This window comes from Microbacterium sp. Z11_20 (assembly GCF_057197605.1).
In genome coordinates, this window is the sequence record NZ_JBXVOQ010000001.1 from 976,602 (window position 1) to 996,236 (window position 19,635).

Annotated in this window: 17 protein-coding genes; 6 read left to right on the plus strand and 11 right to left on the minus strand. The window is 69.5% G+C overall.

The genetic code is table 11. From position 1 onward, the window contains the following. Positions 1-2: 2 nt before the first annotated feature. The 10 genes from serA to AC2DFQ_RS04785 all read right to left on the minus strand — a co-directional run bounded on the left by serA (position 3) and on the right by AC2DFQ_RS04785 (position 10,672). Entirely contained in the window at positions 3-1,607 is a 1,605-nt protein-coding gene (gene serA / locus AC2DFQ_RS04740) for a phosphoglycerate dehydrogenase (RefSeq protein ID WP_484508987.1), read from the minus strand. Between the two features lie 131 nt (positions 1,608-1,738). Continuing rightward, on the minus strand, positions 1,739-2,083 hold the full coding sequence (locus tag AC2DFQ_RS04745; protein ID WP_484533096.1) for a bacitracin resistance protein: 345 nt from the start codon (positions 2,081-2,083) through the stop codon (positions 1,739-1,741). Next, positions 2,080-2,583 (minus strand): DNA polymerase III subunit gamma/tau, encoded by a 504-nt coding sequence (locus tag AC2DFQ_RS04750; protein ID WP_484508985.1) that lies wholly within the window; start codon positions 2,581-2,583, stop codon positions 2,080-2,082. The genes AC2DFQ_RS04745 and AC2DFQ_RS04750 overlap by 4 nt, the downstream gene beginning before the upstream one ends. A gap of 60 nt (positions 2,584-2,643) precedes the next feature. Then, the gene (locus tag AC2DFQ_RS04755; protein ID WP_484508984.1) at positions 2,644-3,258 is read right to left on the minus strand and encodes a cyclodeaminase/cyclohydrolase family protein; all 615 of its coding nucleotides are present in this window, start codon (positions 3,256-3,258) and stop codon (positions 2,644-2,646) included. A gap of 72 nt (positions 3,259-3,330) precedes the next feature. After that, positions 3,331-4,356, minus strand: a complete 1,026-nt coding sequence (ilvC, locus tag AC2DFQ_RS04760) for a ketol-acid reductoisomerase (RefSeq protein ID WP_484508983.1) — start codon at positions 4,354-4,356, stop codon at positions 3,331-3,333. A 36-nt stretch (positions 4,357-4,392) separates the two neighbouring features. Then, positions 4,393-4,902 carry an acetolactate synthase small subunit gene (gene ilvN, locus AC2DFQ_RS04765; RefSeq protein WP_484508982.1) on the minus strand — a complete coding sequence of 170 codons (510 nt, stop codon included), beginning with the start codon at positions 4,900-4,902 and terminating at the stop codon, positions 4,393-4,395. A gap of 4 nt (positions 4,903-4,906) precedes the next feature. Beyond that, on the minus strand, positions 4,907-6,709 hold the full coding sequence (locus AC2DFQ_RS04770; protein WP_484508981.1) for an acetolactate synthase large subunit: 1,803 nt from the start codon (positions 6,707-6,709) through the stop codon (positions 4,907-4,909). Between the two features lie 40 nt (positions 6,710-6,749). Then, complete coding sequence (gene ilvD, locus AC2DFQ_RS04775) at positions 6,750-8,450, minus strand: dihydroxy-acid dehydratase (RefSeq protein WP_484508980.1); 1,701 nt, start codon at positions 8,448-8,450, stop codon at positions 6,750-6,752. A gap of 9 nt (positions 8,451-8,459) precedes the next feature. After that, positions 8,460-9,242 (minus strand): trehalose-phosphatase, encoded by a 783-nt coding sequence (gene otsB / locus AC2DFQ_RS04780; RefSeq protein WP_484508979.1) that lies wholly within the window; start codon positions 9,240-9,242, stop codon positions 8,460-8,462. Next, positions 9,239-10,672, minus strand: a complete 1,434-nt coding sequence (locus AC2DFQ_RS04785) for an alpha,alpha-trehalose-phosphate synthase (UDP-forming) (RefSeq protein ID WP_484508978.1) — start codon at positions 10,670-10,672, stop codon at positions 9,239-9,241. The genes otsB and AC2DFQ_RS04785 overlap by 4 nt, the downstream gene beginning before the upstream one ends. Positions 10,673-10,812: 140 nt before the next feature. On the opposite strand from AC2DFQ_RS04785, the gene AC2DFQ_RS04790 reads away from it, so the two are divergent. Then, positions 10,813-11,067, plus strand: a complete 255-nt coding sequence (locus AC2DFQ_RS04790) for a hypothetical protein (protein ID WP_484508977.1) — start codon at positions 10,813-10,815, stop codon at positions 11,065-11,067. A gap of 71 nt (positions 11,068-11,138) precedes the next feature. Then, positions 11,139-12,017 (plus strand): AraC family transcriptional regulator, encoded by an 879-nt coding sequence (locus tag AC2DFQ_RS04795; protein ID WP_484509984.1) that lies wholly within the window; start codon positions 11,139-11,141, stop codon positions 12,015-12,017. Between the two features lie 7 nt (positions 12,018-12,024). Here the strand turns inward: AC2DFQ_RS04795 and AC2DFQ_RS04800 are convergent, their stop codons facing one another. Further along, positions 12,025-12,822: a class I SAM-dependent methyltransferase gene (locus tag AC2DFQ_RS04800; RefSeq protein WP_484533097.1), complete on the minus strand. Its 798-nt coding sequence runs from the start codon at positions 12,820-12,822 to the stop codon at positions 12,025-12,027. 331 nt (positions 12,823-13,153) lie between these two features. Here AC2DFQ_RS04800 and AC2DFQ_RS04805 point away from each other — a divergent pair, with 331 nt between their 5' ends. From AC2DFQ_RS04805 to AC2DFQ_RS04820, 4 genes are all read left to right on the plus strand, one after another. Beyond that, positions 13,154-14,821 carry a catalase gene (locus AC2DFQ_RS04805; RefSeq protein ID WP_484533098.1) on the plus strand — a complete coding sequence of 556 codons (1,668 nt, stop codon included), beginning with the start codon at positions 13,154-13,156 and terminating at the stop codon, positions 14,819-14,821. 328 nt (positions 14,822-15,149) lie between these two features. After that, on the plus strand, positions 15,150-16,871 hold the full coding sequence (locus AC2DFQ_RS04810) for a glycosyltransferase family 2 protein (protein WP_484533099.1): 1,722 nt from the start codon (positions 15,150-15,152) through the stop codon (positions 16,869-16,871). Further along, the gene (locus AC2DFQ_RS04815; protein ID WP_484533100.1) at positions 16,868-17,599 is read left to right on the plus strand and encodes an HlyD family efflux transporter periplasmic adaptor subunit; all 732 of its coding nucleotides are present in this window, start codon (positions 16,868-16,870) and stop codon (positions 17,597-17,599) included. The genes AC2DFQ_RS04810 and AC2DFQ_RS04815 overlap by 4 nt, the downstream gene beginning before the upstream one ends. Continuing rightward, the gene (locus AC2DFQ_RS04820; RefSeq protein ID WP_484533101.1) at positions 17,596-19,602 is read left to right on the plus strand and encodes a glycosyl hydrolase; all 2,007 of its coding nucleotides are present in this window, start codon (positions 17,596-17,598) and stop codon (positions 19,600-19,602) included. Before AC2DFQ_RS04815 ends, AC2DFQ_RS04820 begins: the two co-directional genes overlap by 4 nt. Positions 19,603-19,635: the final 33 nt, after the last annotated feature.

Below are 19,635 nucleotides of genomic sequence, written 5' to 3' on the forward strand. Positions count from 1 at the left end.
CGTCAGGACTCGGTGATCTCGATCTGACGGAAGAGTGCGGCGTCGATGTCGGCGCGGACGCGCTCGAGCAGGTCGTCGGGCACCGGCGAGTCCACGGTGACCACCGACAACGCCTGGCCGCCCGCGGCCTGCCGGGCGATCTGCATCCCGGCGATGTTGATCCCGGCCTCGCCGAAGCGCTGCCCGTACACCGCGACGATGCCGGGGCGGTCGGTGTACAGCATCACGATGTGGTGCTTCTCGATCGGCAGCTCGACGGCGTACCCGTTGATGCCGACGAGCTTCTCGATCTGCTTCGTGCCGGTGAGCGTTCCCGACACCGACAGCTGCGATCCGTCGGCCAGAGCGCCCCGGAGCGTGATGACGTTGCGGTACTCGTCGCTGACCTCGTCCACCAGGAGGCGCGCGTCGACGCCGCGCTGCTCGGCCAGCAGCGGCGCGTTCACGTAGGACACGGTCTCGCTGACGATGTTGGTGAACACGCCCTTGAGCGCGGCGAGCTTGAGCACGCTCACGTCGTACTGGCTGAGTTCGCCGTGCACCTCGACGTCGAGGCTCGTCAGCGGGCTGTGGGCGAGGGAGGCGAAGATCTGGCCGAGCTTCTCCACCAGCGCGATGCCGGGGCGCACGTAGGGGTCGATCACGCCACCGGCGACGTTCACCGCGTCGGGGACGAGTTCCCCGCCGAGCGCCAGCCGCACCGACCGGGCGACCGAGACGCCGGCCTTCTCCTGCGCCTCCTCGGTGCTGGCCCCCAGGTGCGGGGTGACGACGACGTTGGGGAGGTCGAGCAGCCGGCGCGCGGGGCCGTCTTCGGCGGGCGGCTCGGTGCTGAACACATCCAGCCCGGCGCCGGCGATCTCGTGGGTCGTGAGCGCCTTGTAGAGCGCGTCCTCGTCGATCAGGCCACCACGGGCGACGTTCACGACGAAGGCGCTCCGCTTCATCCGGCGCATCTCATCGATGCCGATCATGCCGGTGGTCTCGGGGGTCTTGGGCATGTGGATGGTGAGGAAGTCGACCTGCTCGAGCAGCTCGTCGAGCGTGACCAGCTGCACACCCAGCTGCTGGGCGCGGGCGCTCGTGACGTAGGGGTCGTACGCGATCACGCGCATGTCGAACGCCTGCAGGCGCGCGGCGATGAGCGCTCCGATGCGGCCGAGGCCCACGATTCCGACGGTCTTCTCGAACAGCTCGGTGCCCGTGAAGGCGCTGCGCTTCCATTTCCCCTCCGCCAGCGATGCGTGGGCGGCCGGGATGCGGCGGGCAAGGCTCAGGATGTGGCCGATCGTGAGCTCGGCGGCCGAGACGATGTTCGAGGTGGGAGCGTTGACCACCATGACACCGGCGGTCGTCGCGGCCTTGATGTCGACGTTGTCGAGTCCGACGCCGGCGCGGGCCACGACCTTGAGCACGGGAGCTGCGGCGATCGCTTCGGCATCCACCTTCGTCGCCGAGCGGACGAGGATGGCGTTCGCGTCGACGAGCGCGGCGAGCAGCGCCGAGCGGTCGGTGCCGTCGACGTGTCGCACGTCGAAGTCGGGACCGAGTGCGTCGAGGGTCGCGGGCGAGAGTTCTTCGGCGATGAGCACGACGGGCTTCGTCACAGGGCAATTCCTTCGGGCGCGCGGGCAGAGGAGCCGCGCCGCCGGGATCCCCCGCCTCGGGAGGCGTGGCGAGGCCTCAGCCAGCCTAGCGCGGGCGCCGAAGTGCCCGAGACCGTGTGACGGCCCGCGGGTCAGCCGCCATAGAGCGCGAAGGAGGTCACCGCGTAGGCGAGGATGTTCACCCAGAACGCCGCCGCCACGGCCAGCCCCGCCAGGAGGGTCAGTGCGAACTCCCACGCCCTGCGCCGCCAGCCCAGGGCGAAGGCGACGCCGAACGCGACCAGCGGGAACACGATGGGGAGGATCTGGACGAACCAGCCCCAGCCGTTGAGGCCCAGGGGTCCGGTTGCCTGGCGGACGAGGAGGTCGACGGCGCTCCACACCAGGTAGGCGTAGAACAGCCCGAACAGCCCGGCGATCGCCACCGTGCCCCACGCGGGCTGTGCGCGGGCCGGGCGTGTGGTGTCGGCGGTCATCCGAGGGCTCCGGTGGCGAGGAAGGGCCAGGGTACGAGCAGCACGACCCCGGCGAGGAGCCAGGCGAACCGCACCCAGGTCTTCGCGCGGCGGGTGAGGGCGAACACGGCCGCGAACCAGATCAGGGGCGCGGCAGCGGCGGCCAGGGTGATGACCACGAGAGCCGCCTCCGGCACGGGCAGTCCCGCAACTCCCCGCAGGCGGAAGCTGACGATGAGCCAGCCCACGGAGAACAGGATGAACGCGGCGGCGACCATCCCGACGCCCACGAGCCCCGCGTTGCCGAGCGGGGCCGGCGCCGCCGCGGGGGGCGGGTTCTTCGGCCGCGACCCCCGCGCGGGCCTCGGCCGGCTCCCCCGTCCGACGGGGGTGAACCCCGGCGGAAGGTCAGGCTCATCGCTTCGCCGTTCGGGAGTTGCAGCGGTCTGGGCGCGGGCCTCGAGCGTCGGGTCGTCGTCGCCATCCCAGCTCAGCGCGTCGTCGTCGCGTCCGTTGCTCACTCCCCCAGCGTATCGGCGGGCCGGCATCCGCGCGGGGGCCTCCGCCAATGCCCGACGACGTCAGGACAGGGGAAGGCTCGCCAGCACCGCATCCACCTCACCGCGGGCTGCCTCGCCGCGGTCGCTCACGCCCGTGAGCGCGTCGAGACCGTCGGCGGCATCGCCGTCCGCATGGGCCTCGGCGAGGCGGACATTGGCGCGGAGGTTGATCAGTGCCGCGCCCAGGCCCGCGCGCAACGCCTCCCCCGCCACGCCCGTGTCGGCCACGAGATTGCGGTTTCCCACGACGGCGACCGCGCGGAGTTCACCACCGAGAGCGATGCCGATCTCGGCGAGCCGCGCCGAGGATTCGGCCGCAGCAATGGCTGCCGCGTGCAGGTTGGCGCTCCGGTCCGCGCCCTCGGCCGCCAGGGCCTCCCCCAGGGCGACCGAGCGGATGCCGTCCTGGTACGCGGCGTCCAGGCACTGTGCGCGGAGCACGCGAACGCGCTCCGCCGCGCGATCCGCCTCCGGGTCGTCCCGCGTGTACCCGCACACCATGTGCAGGAGCGCGGCGGCCAGCGCCATCATCACCCCGGCCGCCGACCCTCCGCCGGGCGCCCCGGTGGGTTCGGCCAGGCGGTCCAGCCACTCGTCCAGTGCGAGCGAGGCGGGTACATCGGGGTCGGTCTGCATGCGCCCACGATAGCGACGGAGAACGACGGATGCCCCGGACCGTGACGGTCCGGGGCATCCATGCAGGAGAGGTCAGCGCGCGGCCGAGCCCTCCACGTAATCCGAATCGGCCTGCTTCCACGCGAACAGCGACCGCAGCTCCTTGCCGGTGGCCTCGATGGGGTGGTTCTGCTCCTTCTCGCGCAGCGCGAGGAATTCGGGCGCCCCGGCGTCCTGGTCGGCGATGAAGCGCTTGGCGAACGCGCCGGACTGGATGTCGGCGAGGATGCCCTGCATGCTCTCCTTCACCGCCGGCGAGATGACGCGCGGGCCGGAGACGTAGTCGCCGTACTCGGCGGTGTCGGAGATCGACCAGCGCTGCTTGGCGATGCCCCCCTCCCACATGAGGTCGACGATGAGCTTCAGCTCGTGCAGCACCTCGAAGTACGCGATCTCGGGCTGGTATCCGGCCTCGGTGAGGGTCTCGAATCCGGCCTGCACCAGGTGGCTGACACCGCCGCAGAGGACGGCCTGCTCACCGAACAGGTCGGTCTCGGTCTCCTCGGTGAAGGTCGTACGGATGACACCGGCGCGCGTGCCGCCGATGGCCTTGGCGTACGACAGCGCGGTGTCCCACGCGGTACCCGACGCGTCGCGCTCGACGGCGATGATGTCGGGGATGCCGCGGCCGGCGACGAACTCGCGGCGCACGGTGTGACCGGGGGCCTTGGGAGCGACGAGGATGACGTCGACACCCTCGGGCGCGTCGATGTAGCCGAAGCGGATGTTGAACCCGTGCGCGAAGGCGAGGGTCTTCCCGGGGGCCAGGTTGTCGCGGATGCTCTCGGTGTAGATGTGCCGCTGATGCTGGTCGGGCGCGAGGATCATGATGAGGTCGGCCCACGCGGTGGCGTCGGCGACCGAGCGAACCTCGAACCCGTCCTCCTGCGCCTTCGCCGCCGACTTCGAGCCGTCCTTCAGCGCGATGGCGACCTCGACGCCGGAATCGCGAAGGTTCTGCGCGTGCGCGTGACCCTGCGAGCCGTAGCCGACGATCGCGACTTTCTTGCCCTGGATGATCGAGAGGTCGGCGTCGTCGTCGTAGAAGATCTCTGCCATGGGGTTGTTCTCCTTGATGGGGGGTCGAACGGGGGGCTAGTTACGCAGTACGCGCTCGGTGATGCTCTTACCCCCGCGGCCGATCGCCACGAGGCCGGACTGTGCGAGCTCCTTGATCCCGAACGGTTCGACCGCCCGGAGGAAGGCCTCCACCTTGCCGTGGTCACCGGTGATCTCAACCACGAGGGCGTCAGGCGCATAGTCGACCACCGACGCGCGGAAGAGGTTCACGACCTCGAGCACGTGTGATCGGGAGGCATTGTCGGCGCGCACTTTCACCAGCATATGCTCGCGCTGCACGGATGACACCGGGTCGAGCTCGACGATCTTGATGACGTTGATCAGTTTGTTCAGCTGCTTGGTCACCTGCTCCAGCGGAAGATCCTCGACGTCGACGGCGACCGTGATCCGGGACAGCCCGGGGATCTCGGTGACGCCCACGGCGAGCGAGGTGATATTGAAGCCGCGGCGGGCGAACAAGCCCGCCACGCGGGTGAGCAGACCGGGTTTGTCCTCCACGAGGAGGCTCAGCACATGGTGCGGCATGTTCTCAGCCCTCCTGGTCGAAGGTCGGCGCGTGATCGCGGGCGTACTGGATGAGGCTGTTGCTCTTCCCCTGCTGGACCATGGGCCACACCATGGCGTCGGCGCTCACGACGAAGTCGATGACGACGGGGCGGTCGTTCGTCTCCAGCGCCGTCCGGATGGCCGCGTCGACGTCCTCCTCCTTCTCCACGCGCAGCGCGAGGCAGCCGTAGGCCTCGGCGAGCTTGACGAAGTCGGGGATGCGGACGGTGCCGTGGCCGGTGTTGAGGTCGGTGTGGGAGTGCCGGCCGTTGTAGAGCAGCGTCTGCCACTGACGCACCATGCCGAGGGAGGAGTTGTTGATGATGGCGACCTTGATCGGAATGTTGTTGATGACGCAGGTGGCGAGCTCCTGGTTGGTCATCTGGAAGCACCCGTCGCCGTCGATCGCCCACACCACCCGGTCGGGTTCGGCGACCTTGGCGCCCATCGCGGCGGGCACGGCGTAGCCCATGGTCCCCGCTCCCCCGGAGTTCAGCCACGAGTTCGGCCGCTCGTACTTGATGAACTGGGCAGCCCACATCTGGTGCTGGCCGACCCCGGCCGCGTAGACGGCCTCGGGTCCGGTGAGCTCTCCGATGCGCTGGATCACGTACTGCGGCGACATGTGCCCGTCGGTCGGCTGGGTGTACCCCAGCGGGAACTCCGCCCGCAGCCCGTCGAGGTAGGCCCACCACTCCTCGGTGTCGGGAGTCGCTGTGCCCAGCGCCTCCCGGTACGCCGCATCCAGGTCGACGAGCACATCGCGAAGATCCCCCACGATCGGAACGTCGGCGGAGCGGATCTTGGAGATCTCGGCCGGGTCGATGTCGACGTGCACAACCTTGGCGTTCGGGGCGAAAAGCGCCGCCTTGCCCGTCACCCGGTCATCGAACCGCGCCCCGAGCGACACCAGCAGGTCGGACTCCTGGAGGGCGAGCACCGCCGGGACGGTGCCGTGCATGCCGGGCATCCCGAGGTGCTGCTGATGCGAATCGGGGAACGCGCCCCGAGCCATCAGCGTGGTCACGACCGGTGTACCGGTGGTCTCAGCGAAGGTGAGCAACTCCTGCGACGCCTTCGAGCGGATGACGCCGCCACCGACGTACAGCACCGGCTTCTTCGCGCCGGCGAGAAGCTGAGCTGCGGCCTGGATCTGCTTGCCATGAGCCTTCGTCACCGGCCGGTAGCCGGGCAGGTCGATCTTGGGCGGCCAGATGAAGGGCGCCTTGGCCTGCTGGGCGTCCTTGGTGATGTCCACGAGGACGGGGCCGGGACGGCCCGTGCCGGCGATCTCGAAGGCGGCCGCGATGGCCGAGGGGATCTCCTCGGCCCGCTTGACGAGGATCGAATGCTTGGTGATCGGCATCGTGATGCCCACGATGTCGGCCTCCTGGAACGCATCCGTTCCCATCAGCGTGGAGAAGACCTGACCGGTGATGCACACGATCGGCACGGAGTCCATGTAGGCGTCGGCGATCGCGGTCACGAGGTTGGTCGCGCCCGGTCCCGACGTGGCGATCGCCACACCCACGCGCCCGGAGGCGGCGGCGTACCCTTCGGCCGCGTGGCCGGCGCCCTGCTCGTGGCGCACCAGGATGTGGCGCACCTCGGAGGTGTCCATGAGCGGGTCGTAGACCTCGATGATCGCGCCGCCGGGCAGGCCGAACACGTCGGTGACCCCCAGCATCTCGAGGGAGCGGACGACCGCCTGCGCGCCCGTGAGCACGGGCGCTGCGGCGGTGCGAGCGGGTGGTCGGGGAACGGCCGGAGCGGATTCGGCGGGCATGGTGATTCCTCGGGACGGGGATGGATGACGGGAACGCCGGTTACCCCGTGACCGCGCCCTCCGCAGCGGAGTGCACGAGCTTGGAGTACTTGGCCAGGACGCCACGGGTATAGCGCGGGGGAAGCGGCTCCCAGCCAGAACGGCGGGAGCTCAGCTCGGCCTCGTCGACGAGTAGGTCGAGAGTGCGAGCCGCGATATCGACCCGTATCAGATCACCATCGCGCACGAAGGCGATGGGACCTGCGTCCACCGCTTCGGGTGCTATGTGGCCGATGCAGAGGCCGGTTGTGCCGCCGGAGAATCGACCGTCCGTCAACAGTAGTACATCTTTTCCGAGGCCTGCGCCCTTGATGGCGGCGGTGATGGCGAGCATCTCGCGCATGCCGGGACCGCCCTTGGGCCCCTCGTAGCGGATGACGACGACATCGCCGGCGGCGATCTGTCCGGCCTCGAGCGCGTCCATCGCGGCCCGTTCGCGCTCGAAGACACGCGCGGGGCCCTCGAACACGGCGGCGTCGAACCCGGCGGTCTTGACGACGGCGCCCTCGGGGGCGAACGACCCGTGGAGGATCGTGATGCCGCCGGTGGCGTGGATGGGGTTGTCGAAGGTGTGGATGACCGTGCCGTCGATCGGGTCGGGGTCGAGGTCGCGGAGGTTCTCGGCGAGCGTCTTGCCGGTGACAGTGAGCGCGTCGCCGTGCAGGAGCCCCTCGTCGAGCATCGCCTTCATGACGACGGGGATGCCGCCGTGCCGGTCGACATCGTTCATGACGTACTGTCCGAACGGCTTCATGTCGGCCACGTGCGGCACCTTGTCACCGATGCGGTTGAAGTCGTGGAGGTTCAGCTCCACCTCGGCCTCCCGCGCGATGGCGAGGAGGTGGAGGACGACGTTGGTCGACCCGCCGAGGGCCATCGCCAGCGCGATGGCGTTCTCGAACGCCTCCTTCGTGAGGATGTCGCGCGTCGTGATGCCCAGGCGCAGGAGGTTGACGACGGCTTCGCCGGAGCGGTGCGCGAAGTAGTCGCGTCGGCGGTCGGCCGACGGCGGCGCGGCGGAACCGGGGAGGCTCAGCCCGAGCGCCTCGGCGACGGAGGCCATCGTGTTGGCCGTGTACATGCCGCCGCACGCTCCCTCGCCGGGGGCGAAGGAGCACTCGATGCGCTTGAGGTCCGCCTCGCTCATCCGGCCCGCAAGGCACGCACCGACTCCTTCGAAGGAGTCGATGATCGTGATCTCCTTCTCGGTGCCGTCCGAGAGCTTGACCCAGCCCGGGGCGATCGAGCCCGCGTACAGGAACACGCTCGACAGGTCGAGGCGGGCGCTGGCCATCAGCATCCCGGGAATGGACTTGTCGCAGCCGGCGAGGAGCACCGAGCCGTCGAGGCGCTCGGCCATCATCACGGTCTCAACCGAGTCGGCGATCACCTCGCGCGACACGAGAGAGAAATGCATGCCCTCGTGGCCCATGGAGATGCCGTCGGAGACCGAGATCGTCCCGAACTGCAGCGGGTATCCCCCGCCGGAGTGGACGCCCTCTTTGGCACCCTGCGCGAGCCGGTCGAGGCTCAGGTTGCAGGGGGTGATCTCGTTCCAGCTGGACGCGATGCCGATCTGGGGCTTGTCCCAGTCCTCGTCGCCCATACCCACGCCGCGGAGCATTCCGCGGGAGGTCGTGGCTTCGATGCCATGGGTCACGACGCGGCTGCGCGGCTTGATGTCGATGGTGCTGTCGGGCATTCTCGAAGTCTATTGCCGCCGCGCCGCTCTCGCCTCCGCGAGCACGTCGAGCAGATCGGCGAAGGCGGGGATGTCCGCGACGGTCACCGTCGCCGCCGTCTCCCCCGCGCCCACGCGGACGCCGAGGTCACCGTGTCCGAGCGAGCGCAGCGCGTCCTCGTCGGTCACGTCGTCGCCGGCGAAGAGCACGGCGGTGGAGTCCGTGCGCTCGCGCAGCGTCCGCACGGCGGTGTCCTTGCCCTCGTGCCGGAACGCGTACTCGACGATGTTGTGGCCGGAGCGCCGGCGCCAGGCGGGCGCCTCGGCGCGGACGATCTCGTCGACGAGCCTGTTCGCCTCTGCCGCCGTGGCCGCGTCGGCCCGGCGCGTGTGGACGCCGACACCGAACGTCTTCGGTTCGATCCAGACGCCGGTGAGGCCCTGCGTCGCCTCTTCGGCCAGGGCGCGCAGCCGATCACGCCGCGCCACCTCGTCGGCGTCCTCCGCCGACTCGATCGTGCCGACGCCGGGCTGCCAGTACTCCGCGCCGTGGGAGCCGGCGAGCCACAACCGCGACGTGTCGTCATGCTCCGCGATGATGCGCAGATCACGGAGACTGCGGCCGGAAACCAGCGCCACCACCGTGTCGGGCAGTGCGGCCAGCCTCTCGACGGCGCGGCGCGCTGCCGGCAGCATCCGGGCGTCCATCGGCTCGTCGGCCAGCGGGGAGAGGGTGCCGTCGAAATCCAGGGCCACCAGCAGGCGTGGCGTGGCGGCGAGGGGGGCCAGGGTGTCCTCGGCGACGGTGGTCATGACGTCACCGGAGAGGGGCCGTGGTGGAACGCCGCGAGGGCCTCGAGGAAGTCCTGCGACCAGTCCTCGACGTCGTGCTCGCGCACGCGCCGGCGCAGTGCCCGCATCCTGCGTCCCTGCTCGGCTCCCGGCATCGCGATCGCGCGCATGATCGCGTCTTTCAAGCCGTCGATGTCATGCGGGTTGATGAGGATGGCGCTGCCGAGCTCATCCGCAGCCCCCGCGAACTCGCTGAGCAGAAGAACGCCGCGGTTGTCCACCCGGCTGGCGACGTACTCCTTGGCCACGAGGTTCATCCCGTCGCGGAGCGCCGTGACGAGCATCACGTCGGCGGCCAGGAACAGGGCCACCATCTCCTCGCGCGGGTACGCCTGGTGGAGGTACCGGATCGCGGTGTGGCCCATCGTGTCGTAGTCGCCGTTGATGCGCCCGACGGTCAGCTCGATCTCATCGCGCAGCTGGATGTACGCCTCGACGCGCTCACGACTCGGGCTCGCGACCTGGACGAGGGTGACATCGTCCACGCTCACCTGCCCGTCCTCGAGCAGCTCCCCGAACGCTTTGAGACGGTGCCGGATGCCCTTGGTGTAGTCGAGCCGATCGACGCCGAGGAGGATCTTCTTCGGGTTCCCCAGGCTCTCCCGGATCTCCGCCGCCCGAGCACGGATGTCGGGACGATGAGCGAGCTCGATATAGGAGTCGGCGTCGATGGAGATCGGGAAGGCCTTCGCCAGGGCGGTGCGGGTGCCGCCGGCTTTGTCGGGTACCGAGATGCCCGACGCCTTCGTCTCGTACCGCAGCTGTCGGCGGACCGCGCGGGCGAAGTTCCCCGCATCGGCCACCCGCTGGAATCCGATCACGTCGGCGCCGAGAAGTCCTTCCAGGACCTGGCGCCGCCACGGCAGCTGCGAATAGAGGCCGTAGGCGGGGAACGGGATGTGGTGGAAGTACCCGATGGTCAGATCGGGCCGCGACTCGCGCAGCATCCGCGGGACCAGCTGGAGTTGATAGTCCTGCACCCACACGATGGCGTTCTCCGCGGCGACGGCGGCTGCGGCATCCGCGAACCGCTGGTTCACCGCGACGTACGCCTCCCACCACTGCCGCTTGAACCGCGGGGCGGCGATGACGTCGTGATAGAGCGGCCAGATGGTCTCGTTGGAGAACCCCTCGTAGTAGTTCTCGACGTCGTCGGCCGACAGGGTGACGGGCACGAGGTGCGTGCCCTCGAATTCGAACGGCTCCAGGTCCAGGTCCGGTTGGCCGGCCCAGCCCACCCATGCCCCCTCGGCCTTGCGCATGACCGGCTCGAGCGCGGTGACCAGGCCTCCGGGCGACCGACGCCAGGCGTCTTCGTCGGCGGCATCCGCGTCCGCGATGCGGTCCACGGGAAGTCGGTTGGCGACGACGACGAACTCTGCCTGGGTCACGCGGGCTCCTCGGTGGGGGGTCACCCCAGGCTAACAGCGGGATGCTCGCCGCCCGGGTGCCCCGCGTGTCAAGCCCGCCCGTGGCGCCCCGCGTGTCAAGCCCGCCCGTGGCGCCCCGCGCGCACCGCTAGCGTTGGCTTATGCGCAAGTACCTCTTCGGCACCGGACTCATGACCGCGATCACGGGTGGTCTGACGTTGCTGCGGAGCCTCCGCAGCAACGAGGTCTTCACGTGGCGCACCGCGCTGGCCCTCGTGAGCTGGGGTATCTCGCTCGCCCTGGCCATCGGGTCCGTCGTCGACACCCGCCGGGCACGGCGAGGCGGCATCGTCCCCTCCGACTCCCCCGTTTCGGGCAAGGAGCAGAAGCTCCTGAAGAAGCGCCTCCGCTCCTAGCCGCAAGCCGGCGCCCGTCCCCCGCGGCCGCCCGTGGCTCGCGCCACCGGGGTTAGCGTTGGCGCGTGGACATGGTTAGCGAGGCGCTCCGCGGCGTTCGGATCGGGCGTGCGGAGGCATGCTCCGTGCGGGAGTCGGGTGCGTGGGGGTGGCGCTACCCCGCCTTTCCTGGCAGCGGTTTCCACCTCGTCCTGGAGGGCGATGCGTGGTTGGCCGTCTCCGACGCAGCGCCGCGGCGACTCTCTCCCGGTGACGTCGTCTTCACCCCCTCGGGAGCCGAACACGGCCTGAGCCACGCGCCACGCGCGCTGCGCGAATTGACGCCCTCGGCGGCCAAGCAGGATTTTCCGGGTCCGGCCGAGGCCGACGTCGCCTTCCTGTGCGGCGCGTACCGGCTTCAGCATGGCCCGGTGCCGCACTTCTTGCGTTCTCTCCCCGAGGTGATCGCGATCTCCCCCGACCATGACCGTTATCCGGAGCTGAGCCCGCTGTTGACGCTGGTGCGGGCGACCCTTGCCGATACCGGTCCCGGGGCGCGGGTCACCCGCCCGGCACTGCTCGACCTGGTCTTGACGCACCTGTTGCGCCAATGGCTGGCGGACAACCGCAGCGCCGAGGTCGCGGGTGTCTCCGACCCGGCGATAGTGGACGTGCTCGAACGCATTCATGCGGCCCCCGATCACGCCTGGACGGTTCCGGAGCTCAGCGCCATCGCCCGCCTGTCGAAGACGACCTTCCTCGAACGCTTCACGACCGCCGTCGGTGAGCCGCCGAGGCGATATCTCACCGCGTGGCGACTGTCCTACGCCGCCCGTCTGCTCCGCGAAACCGACGCTCCGCTGGCCGTGATCGCGCACCGGACCGGCTATTCCACCGAATTCGCTCTCAGCCACGCGTTCCGGCGCGAGTACGGCATCCCGCCCGGCCGCTTCCGGACTATCGGCAGCTGAGCGGTCGTCATCGTCGAGCGCTGATGAAGCGTGCCGTCGACGGCAGGGCGTAGCCGCCCGAGGCGGTCCGGTGCTCCTCCATCTCACTGAGCATGAGGTGGCGCGCCGCGGTGCGCTGGTCCTCGTCGAGGGCACCGAAGAACCCGGCGAGTGGCCCGAACCCGGTATCGAACTCCCACCACGACCGGAAGTCCGGATACGTCGTGTCCCAGTGCGACCAGGAGGCCTCGATATCCTGGAAGCCCGCTGCGGAGAGGAACCCCTCGAAGACGCCGGGTTCGCCCACCTCGCGGAACGGCGCGTCCATGTCGGGAACCGATCCTTCCGGGAGGATCCGGCGCAGCACGGAGATACCGATCCGGGTGTAGGGGCTGCCGTCCAGGGTGCTCCACGTGGCGATGCTCAACGACCCGCCAGAGCGCAGAATCCGCGCGGCCTCCTGCGCCGCCACAGCGAACGGGGCCGTTCCCGGCAGGAACAGACCCATCCGGGAGATGACCGCGTCGACGCTAGCGTCCTCGAACTCCAGCGCCGCCATGGACATGAGGCGGAAGTCGACGCCGAGGCCGTCCCGGTCCGCCTCGGCACGTCCGGCGGTCAGTACGGCCGGATCGATGTCGATAGCCGTGATCCGCAGATCCGGGCGTCGACGGGCCAACGTCAGGCTCAGGCCGCCGGTGCCGGAGGCCAGCTGCACCACGTGAGCACCCTTCGGCAGGCCCTCCACGGGGCGGAGCAGGGGGTCGGCCAGTCCCGTCAGCAATCTCATGACGTTGGCGGTCGGGTCGGTTTCGGTGTAAGCCACTGAGTTCCTCCAGGAAACGGCGCACTGGTTGTGTGCGCCTCTGGATGCAACCAGGCAACGACGGCGTACGCCATGCTCCCTTGCCCGCCGTCCATACGATCACGTGCCGGAGGGCCGCAGCCGCCGACATCGGCGGTCGTTGCGCGCCCCGATCGGCGGGGGGCCGACCCCGCGGAGGAAGGCGTGCTGACGGGGCGCAAGCGGCCTTGGCCGTGCACCGCTCCCCCGTCCCGCACCACGCGGTAGCGTACGGGTGGTCGCGTTCGGCCCAGCTTGATTTCGCGTCCGTCGCGGCGGAGGCTGGTAGGGAACCAACGAGAGGACCGCCCCAATGAGCGATGTCGCGAACGAACCTCCTGCGCCCAGCGAAGAGGACCGCCCGATCCTGACCAACCGACAGGGTCACCCCGTCTACGACAACCAGAACTCCCGCACCGTCGGGGACCGCGGCCCGGCCACGCTGGAGAACTACCAGTTCCTGGAGAAGATCAGTCACTTCGACCGGGAGCGCATCCCCGAGCGCGTCGTGCACGCCCGGGGCGCCGTCGCGTTCGGCCACTTCGAGGCCACCGGCAAATGGGGCGACGAGCCGATCGAGAAGTACACGCGCGCGAAGGTCTTCAACACCCCCGGGAAGAAGACCGACCTCGCGATCCGCCTCTCGACCGTCATCGGCGGTCGGGACTCCTCCGAGGCCGCGCGCGACCCGCGTGGGTTCGCCGTGAAGATGTACACAGAGGACGGCAACTGGGACCTCGTGGGCAACAACCTCGCGGTGTTCTTCATCCGCGACGCCATCAAGTTCCCCGACGTCATCCATTCGCTCAAGCCCGACCCGGTCACCTTCCGCCAGGAGCCGGCGCGGATCTTCGACTTCATGTCGCAGACTCCGGAGTCGATGCACATGCTGGTGAACCTGTTCAGCCCGCGCGGCATCCCGGCCAACTACCGCACGATGCAGGGCTTCGGCGTCAATACGTACAAGTGGGTCAACGCCGCCGGCGAAACGCAGCTGGTGAAGTACCACTGGATGCCGCGTGCCGGAGTGAAGAGCCTCACCGAGGCCGACGCCGCCAACATCCAGGCGACCGACCTCGGCCACGCGTCGAAGGACCTGTACGAAGCCATCGAGTCCGGCGACTACCCGCAGTGGGACCTGTATGTCCAGCTCATGAGTGACGACGAGCACCCCGAGCTCGACTTCGACCCCCTCGATGACACCAAGGTGTGGCCGGAGAACCAGTTCGAGCCGAAGCTGGTGGGAACCATGACCCTCACCAGCAACGTCTCCGACCACCACAACCAGAACGAGCAGATCGCCTTCGGCACCGGCGTCCTGGTGGACGGCCTGGACTTCTCCGACGACAAGATGCTCGTCGGGCGGACGTTCTCGTACTCCGACACCCAGCGGTACCGTGTCGGTCCGAACTACCTGCAGGTCCCGGTGAACAGCCCGAAGAATGCGCGGGTGGCCACCAACCAGCGCGGCGGGCAGATGTCGTACGGCGTCGACCTCGGCGAAGGCCAGAACCCGCACGTCAACTACGAGCCGTCGACGATGGGCGGGCTGCGCGAGGCGCAGTACCCCACCAAGGACGAACAGGGTCCGGTCATCAGCGGACGCCTGACCCGTGCGCGCATCCCCCGCACGAACGACTACATGCAGGCGGGTCAGCGCTACCAGCTCATGGAGCAGTGGGAGAAGGACGACCTCGTGGGCAACTTCGTCACGCTGATCAGCGAGGCGACCCCACAGGTCCAGCAGCGGATGGTGTGGCACTTCCTCCTGGTCGACGACGAGCTGGGCCTCCGCGTCGGCGAAGGGCTCGGCATCACCGTGGACGACGTGAAGGGCCTTCCGCCGCTGCAGTCGCAGACGCTGAACGAGGAGGAGCTGCAGCGCCTGCAGAACCTCGGCCACAACGGCCCTCGCGATGTTTCCGGTCTCACGATGACCCACGTCGTGCCGAACGAGCACGTGGTCCTCGATCGGAGCTGACGCAACGCACCCGCCCGACGGGACGAAACAAGCCCCGCAAACTCGCGAGAGTTTGCGGGGCTTGTTTCATCCCTTACCGGGGCTCAGCAACGACCCATGCGCGGGGGCGCCGAGCATGCTGCGTCCACCGACGCGCCTCCCTGCCCGCGGACGCCGGATTCAGGTGATCGTCATGCAGCGTTCACACGTGGGGAACCCAATCGACGCAGGAGGCGCGCAGCATTGACTAACCGTTTCGAGCTCTGGGGGCTCGAAACCCGGGTAGGGATCCATGCGTGCCGACGGCGCTGCGGGTGGGGGCACCGCCGTCCATGGGGAAGGGAACCCAATGGCACGCATTTCATCCACGCACCAACGCCGCCACGGCCACGGCCACTCGCCGGAGCATCCGGAGAAGGGTGGGGAGCCGACACCGGTCATGATCCTGCTCGTCGTGATCGCGACCATCGGGGTACTGGCGTACTCGGGGTTCCTGCTCGCCCCGGGCAGCCGCGGCGATCTGCTCCCGTATGTCATGATCATCGTCGCCGAGTCCGTCCTCGTCGTGCAGGCGCTGCTGTCCATGTGGACGATCCTCTCCAGCGGCCGCAACCCCCGGGACTACGCCGCACACGACGCCGCCGCGCACCTCCTGCCACGTCTGGCCCGCGACGACGACCGGATCCACCTGGGTGGACGTCCCGTCCTGATCGACGTGCTCGTGACGGTGTATGGCGAAGACCTCGACACCGTCCGGCGCACGGTCACGGCCGCCGTGGGGCTGCAGGGAGCGCACCGCACGTGGGTCCTCGACGACGGCCGCTCCGATGACGTGCGGGCCCTGGCCGAGGCCGCCGGCGCCCGTTACGTACGCAGGCTCAGCTCTCACGGGGCCAAGGCCGGGAACATCAACCACGCCCTGACGCTGGCCAAAGGCGATTTCTTCGCCATCTTCGACGCCGACTTCGTCCCGGTGCCGACGTTCCTGCTGCAGACCATGCCGCTGTTCGTCCACGACGACGTCGCGTTCGTCCAGACCCCGCAGGTGTACGGAAATCTGCACACCGTCGTGGCGCGCGGAGCCGCGTACATGCAGACCGTCTTCTACCGATTCGTCCAGCCCGGGCGCAACCGGTTCAACGCGGCGATCTGCGTGGGGACGAACGTCGTCTTCCGCCGGTCTGCGATCGATGAGGTCGGCGGCATGTACACCGATTCGAAATCCGAAGACGTGTGGACGTCCCTCCTCCTGCACGAGAAGGGGTGGCGTTCGGTCTTCCTCCCCGACGCCCTGGCGGTCGGGGAGGCGCCCGAGACCATCGAGGCGTACAGCAAGCAGCAACTGCGCTGGGCGACCGGGGGCTTCGAGATCCTCATGCGCCACAACCCGCTGAGCCTGCGACGCCGGCTGACGATGGATCAGCGCATCCAGTACCTGGTGACGGCGACCTTCTACCTCACCGGTATCTGTCCGCTCCTGCTCCTGCTCGTGCCCCCGCTCGAGATCTACTTCGACCTTCGGCCGATGACCCTCGAGACCACCGTTTTCACCTGGGCGCTGTACTACGGCGGGTTCTACGCCATGCAGATTCTGCTGGCCTGGTTCGCCGTGGGCTCGTTCCGGTGGGAGACGCTGACCCTGGCGACGGTCTCGTTCCCGATCTACGCCAAGGCGCTGTGGAACGTTCTGCTGGGGCGCGACGTGGGATGGCACGTCACCGGGTCTTCCTCGCGCCGCTCGCCCTTCAACTTCGTGATCCCGCAGACCCTGTTCTTCGTCTTCCTCGCGCTGACGACACTCGTGGCCGCCTGGCGCGACATCGACAACGGCGCCCTCACTCTCGCCACGGCCTGGAATGCCACCAACACCGTGATCCTCGGGGCCTTCCTGGTGACGGCGCTCCGCGAAGCGCACGCGCTGGCTCGTCCGCAGCAACGCACGGCCTCCGCCGCGGCGCCGGTTGTGACGGCGCCGCTGACGATCGTCGCGCGACCGCTCCCCCTCGCTGCCCTCGGCACGGAGCCCACCACCGAAGAACCCACCCTCGTGTCCGCGGGAGGTGCGCGATGACGTGGGCGAACCGGCTCAAGATGGCCGGCGGCATCCTGATCGTGGTCGTCCTCGTGGCCGCCTTCACGGTCGTCTTCAACCAGCGGCAGCAGCGCGTTCTCTCCACGAGCGCCACGATCGTCGCGGAGAGCTACCCCGTGGGCACCGATTACGGCGGCATCGTGACCCGGCAGTACGTCGAGGTGGGCGACGAGGTGTCGGTGGGCCAGCCGCTCTTCGACGTGCGGAGCCTGCACCTGCAGCGCGACATCGCCACCGGCCAGGTCGCCGACCCGGCGTTGGCGGCAGGCGTCTCAGCCGACGGCACCTCGACCATCGCGGCGACAGTGGACGGCACGGTGCGGGAGATCGCCGTCCCGCAAGGCGGCTTCGCCCAGGCCGGGGGCATGCTGGCGACCGTCGATGAGAACTCTTCGCTGTTCGTGGAAGCGGAGTTCGAGCTTTCGGCGCGGGATTACGCGCGCATCGCCGAGGGAAGCGACGTCGAGCTGCTGCTGCCCAATCAGGCGGAGCTGGCGGGCGAGGTCGTCGGTATCGAGGTGACGACCGTCGACGGGCAGGCGCTGTCTGCCGTGCGGATCGAGAGCGCGGAGCTGGCTGACAAGCGAGCCACCGGCATGTTCCAGGCCGGGACCCCCGTGCAGGCGACGCTGCAGCTGCGCGAGGACGGGCCTCTGGCCGGGGTCGGGGATGCTGTGCGCGATCTCCTGCGGAAGGTCGGGCTGTGACCGCCCGCCGGCTGCTGACGGCGCTGGCGCTCGGCGCGGCGCTCGTCTTCACCGGATGCACCGCCGCGACACCCCCCGAGGAGGGGGCCGCAGCGGGCCCGGTCGCCGCCCAGCCGTCGGCGTCGATCGCCGCGCTGCCGGTGGAGAACATGGCCGACATGGGCGAGGCTCGCCTGGCCGAGGATCTCATCCCGCCGACCAACCGCTGGTACTCCGGCCTGATCTTCGGCGCGGAACCGCAACCGGTCTACCCGTTCCCCATCGCCTTCGCCGCCGACGACGACGCGTTCACCATCGACCTGCCCACGGTGAATGCGACGGAGAAGACCATCGGCGCCTCCTTCGGCGCCGGCCTGCGTGTCGGGCTGGACGCCGACCGCTTCGCGGCGGTGCGGGCAGATCCGGTGTCGGTCACCCTGCGCTGGTCGGATGGCGACGCTCCGGTCGGCGACGTCACCATCGCCGAGGGGTCGCCCGTCGTGGGCTTCACCGCCGCACGCGAGAGCGCGCTGGTTCCCGCCGAGCCGCTGCGCTCGGCCGGCGATGGCGTGTGGACGGCCGCCACAGACGGAACGAGCTTCGGGGTCGTGGCGGCCGGTGCGCGCTGGGACGGTGAGAAGCTGATCGTCCCCGAGGGGGGTCATGCGCAGTGGTTCGCCCTACCGGAAGGTGCTGAGGTGACCGAGTGGGCCGACGCCCTGGACGCGCCCATCGAGGCGGTGGACGTGGAGTCCGGCACGACCGGCACGGATTCGTCGACACGCGTGACCTACACCGGGACGGAAAGCACCGTGCTCGTGCCGTTCCCCACTCATGCCGACGCGGGTTCGGACTGCGAGCTGGGCACTTTCTCTACCGCCTATGGCGAGGCGGAGGCGTGTCGCGGCACGGAGCTGGCGTGGACGGTGCCCGAGATCTCGCCGCGCGCGTCGTTCGATCTCGACGGGATCGACGGCGACACCCGCGCCGCCATCGTGGCGCAAGTCAGCACGGATCTGGATGCCACCCCCGCGCTCCCCGCCGACACCTACTACGGCGGCAAGGCCCTCGCCCGGCTCGGCGCGCTCCTCACCCTCGCGCGCGACCTCGGTGACACCGCACTGACCGAACGCGTCGCAGAACGGTTGTGGACAGAGCTCGCCCCGTGGGCGGAGGCCGATGGGTGCCGCGAACGTGACAATCGCTGCTTCGTCTACGACGACGCGTTGCGGAGCGTCATCGGGATGACACCCTCCTTCGGCTCGGAGGAGGGCAACGATCACCACTTCCACTACGGGTACTTCCTGTCGGCCTCCGCCGCCCTGGTCTCCGCCCAGCCGGACAAGGCCGACGCACTGGCACCGGTGATGGACGCTCTCGCCGCCGACATCGCCGCCGGCGCGGCGGCGGACGCACTGCCGCCCCTCCGCGTGTTCGACCCGTACCGCGGGCACTCGTGGGCGTCGGGGCTGTCTCCCTTCGCCGACGGGAACAACCAGGAGTCCAGCTCCGAAGCGGTCGCGGCATGGAACGGCCTGGCGCTGTGGGCCGAGACCCGCGGGGACGATGAGCTGGCACAGACTGCCGCGTGGCTGCTGTCGGCGGAAGTGGCCGCCGCGCGCGCCCTGTGGCTCGAGCCCGACCCCGTCACCCTCGCCGACGGGTTCTCCCATCCCATCGTGTCGCTGACGTGGGGCGGCAAGCGCGACTACGCCACGTGGTTCAGTCCCGAACCGTCGGCGATCCTCGGCATCCAGGTACTGCCGCTGACCCCCGTCACGCTGGATTATCTGGGGCAGGACCCCGACCGCGTCGCCGCGAACGTGTCCGACGCCGGCCCCCAGGCGTTCAGCGGCCCGCTGGGCGAGTACGTGCTGATGTATTCGGCGTTGGGCGGTCCCGCCCCGCACGCCGCCGCCACGGAGGCCCTCGGGACCCTGCCCGCCGACGGCGTGGACGACGGCAACTCGAAGGCTGTCATGCTGGCGTGGCTCGCCGCGATCGAGGCCGCACCCGGGCAGTGACCCACCTCGCTCGTCAAGGCTCCCGCTCGCACG

What these genes read in the sequence shown, in the direction of transcription:
- AC2DFQ_RS04745 (WP_484533096.1), bottom strand. Translation starts at nt 2,083, where the DNA reads ATGACCGCCGACACCACACGCCCGGCCCGCGCACAGCCCGCGTGGGGC.
- AC2DFQ_RS04755 (WP_484508984.1), bottom strand. Translation starts at nt 3,258, where the DNA reads ATGCAGACCGACCCCGATGTACCCGCCTCGCTCGCACTGGACGAGTGG.
- ilvC (WP_484508983.1), bottom strand. Translation starts at nt 4,356, where the DNA reads ATGGCAGAGATCTTCTACGACGACGACGCCGACCTCTCGATCATCCAG.
- ilvN (WP_484508982.1), bottom strand. Translation starts at nt 4,902, where the DNA reads ATGCCGCACCATGTGCTGAGCCTCCTCGTGGAGGACAAACCCGGTCTG.
- AC2DFQ_RS04770 (WP_484508981.1), bottom strand. Translation starts at nt 6,709, where the DNA reads ATGCCCGCCGAATCCGCTCCGGCCGTTCCCCGACCACCCGCTCGCACC.
- ilvD (WP_484508980.1), bottom strand. Translation starts at nt 8,450, where the DNA reads ATGCCCGACAGCACCATCGACATCAAGCCGCGCAGCCGCGTCGTGACC.
- otsB (WP_484508979.1), bottom strand. Translation starts at nt 9,242, where the DNA reads ATGACCACCGTCGCCGAGGACACCCTGGCCCCCCTCGCCGCCACGCCA.
- AC2DFQ_RS04790 (WP_484508977.1), top strand. Translation starts at nt 10,813, where the DNA reads ATGCGCAAGTACCTCTTCGGCACCGGACTCATGACCGCGATCACGGGT.
- AC2DFQ_RS04795 (WP_484509984.1), top strand. Translation starts at nt 11,139, where the DNA reads ATGGTTAGCGAGGCGCTCCGCGGCGTTCGGATCGGGCGTGCGGAGGCA.
- AC2DFQ_RS04805 (WP_484533098.1), top strand. Translation starts at nt 13,154, where the DNA reads ATGAGCGATGTCGCGAACGAACCTCCTGCGCCCAGCGAAGAGGACCGC.
- AC2DFQ_RS04810 (WP_484533099.1), top strand. Translation starts at nt 15,150, where the DNA reads ATGGCACGCATTTCATCCACGCACCAACGCCGCCACGGCCACGGCCAC.
- AC2DFQ_RS04815 (WP_484533100.1), top strand. Translation starts at nt 16,868, where the DNA reads ATGACGTGGGCGAACCGGCTCAAGATGGCCGGCGGCATCCTGATCGTG.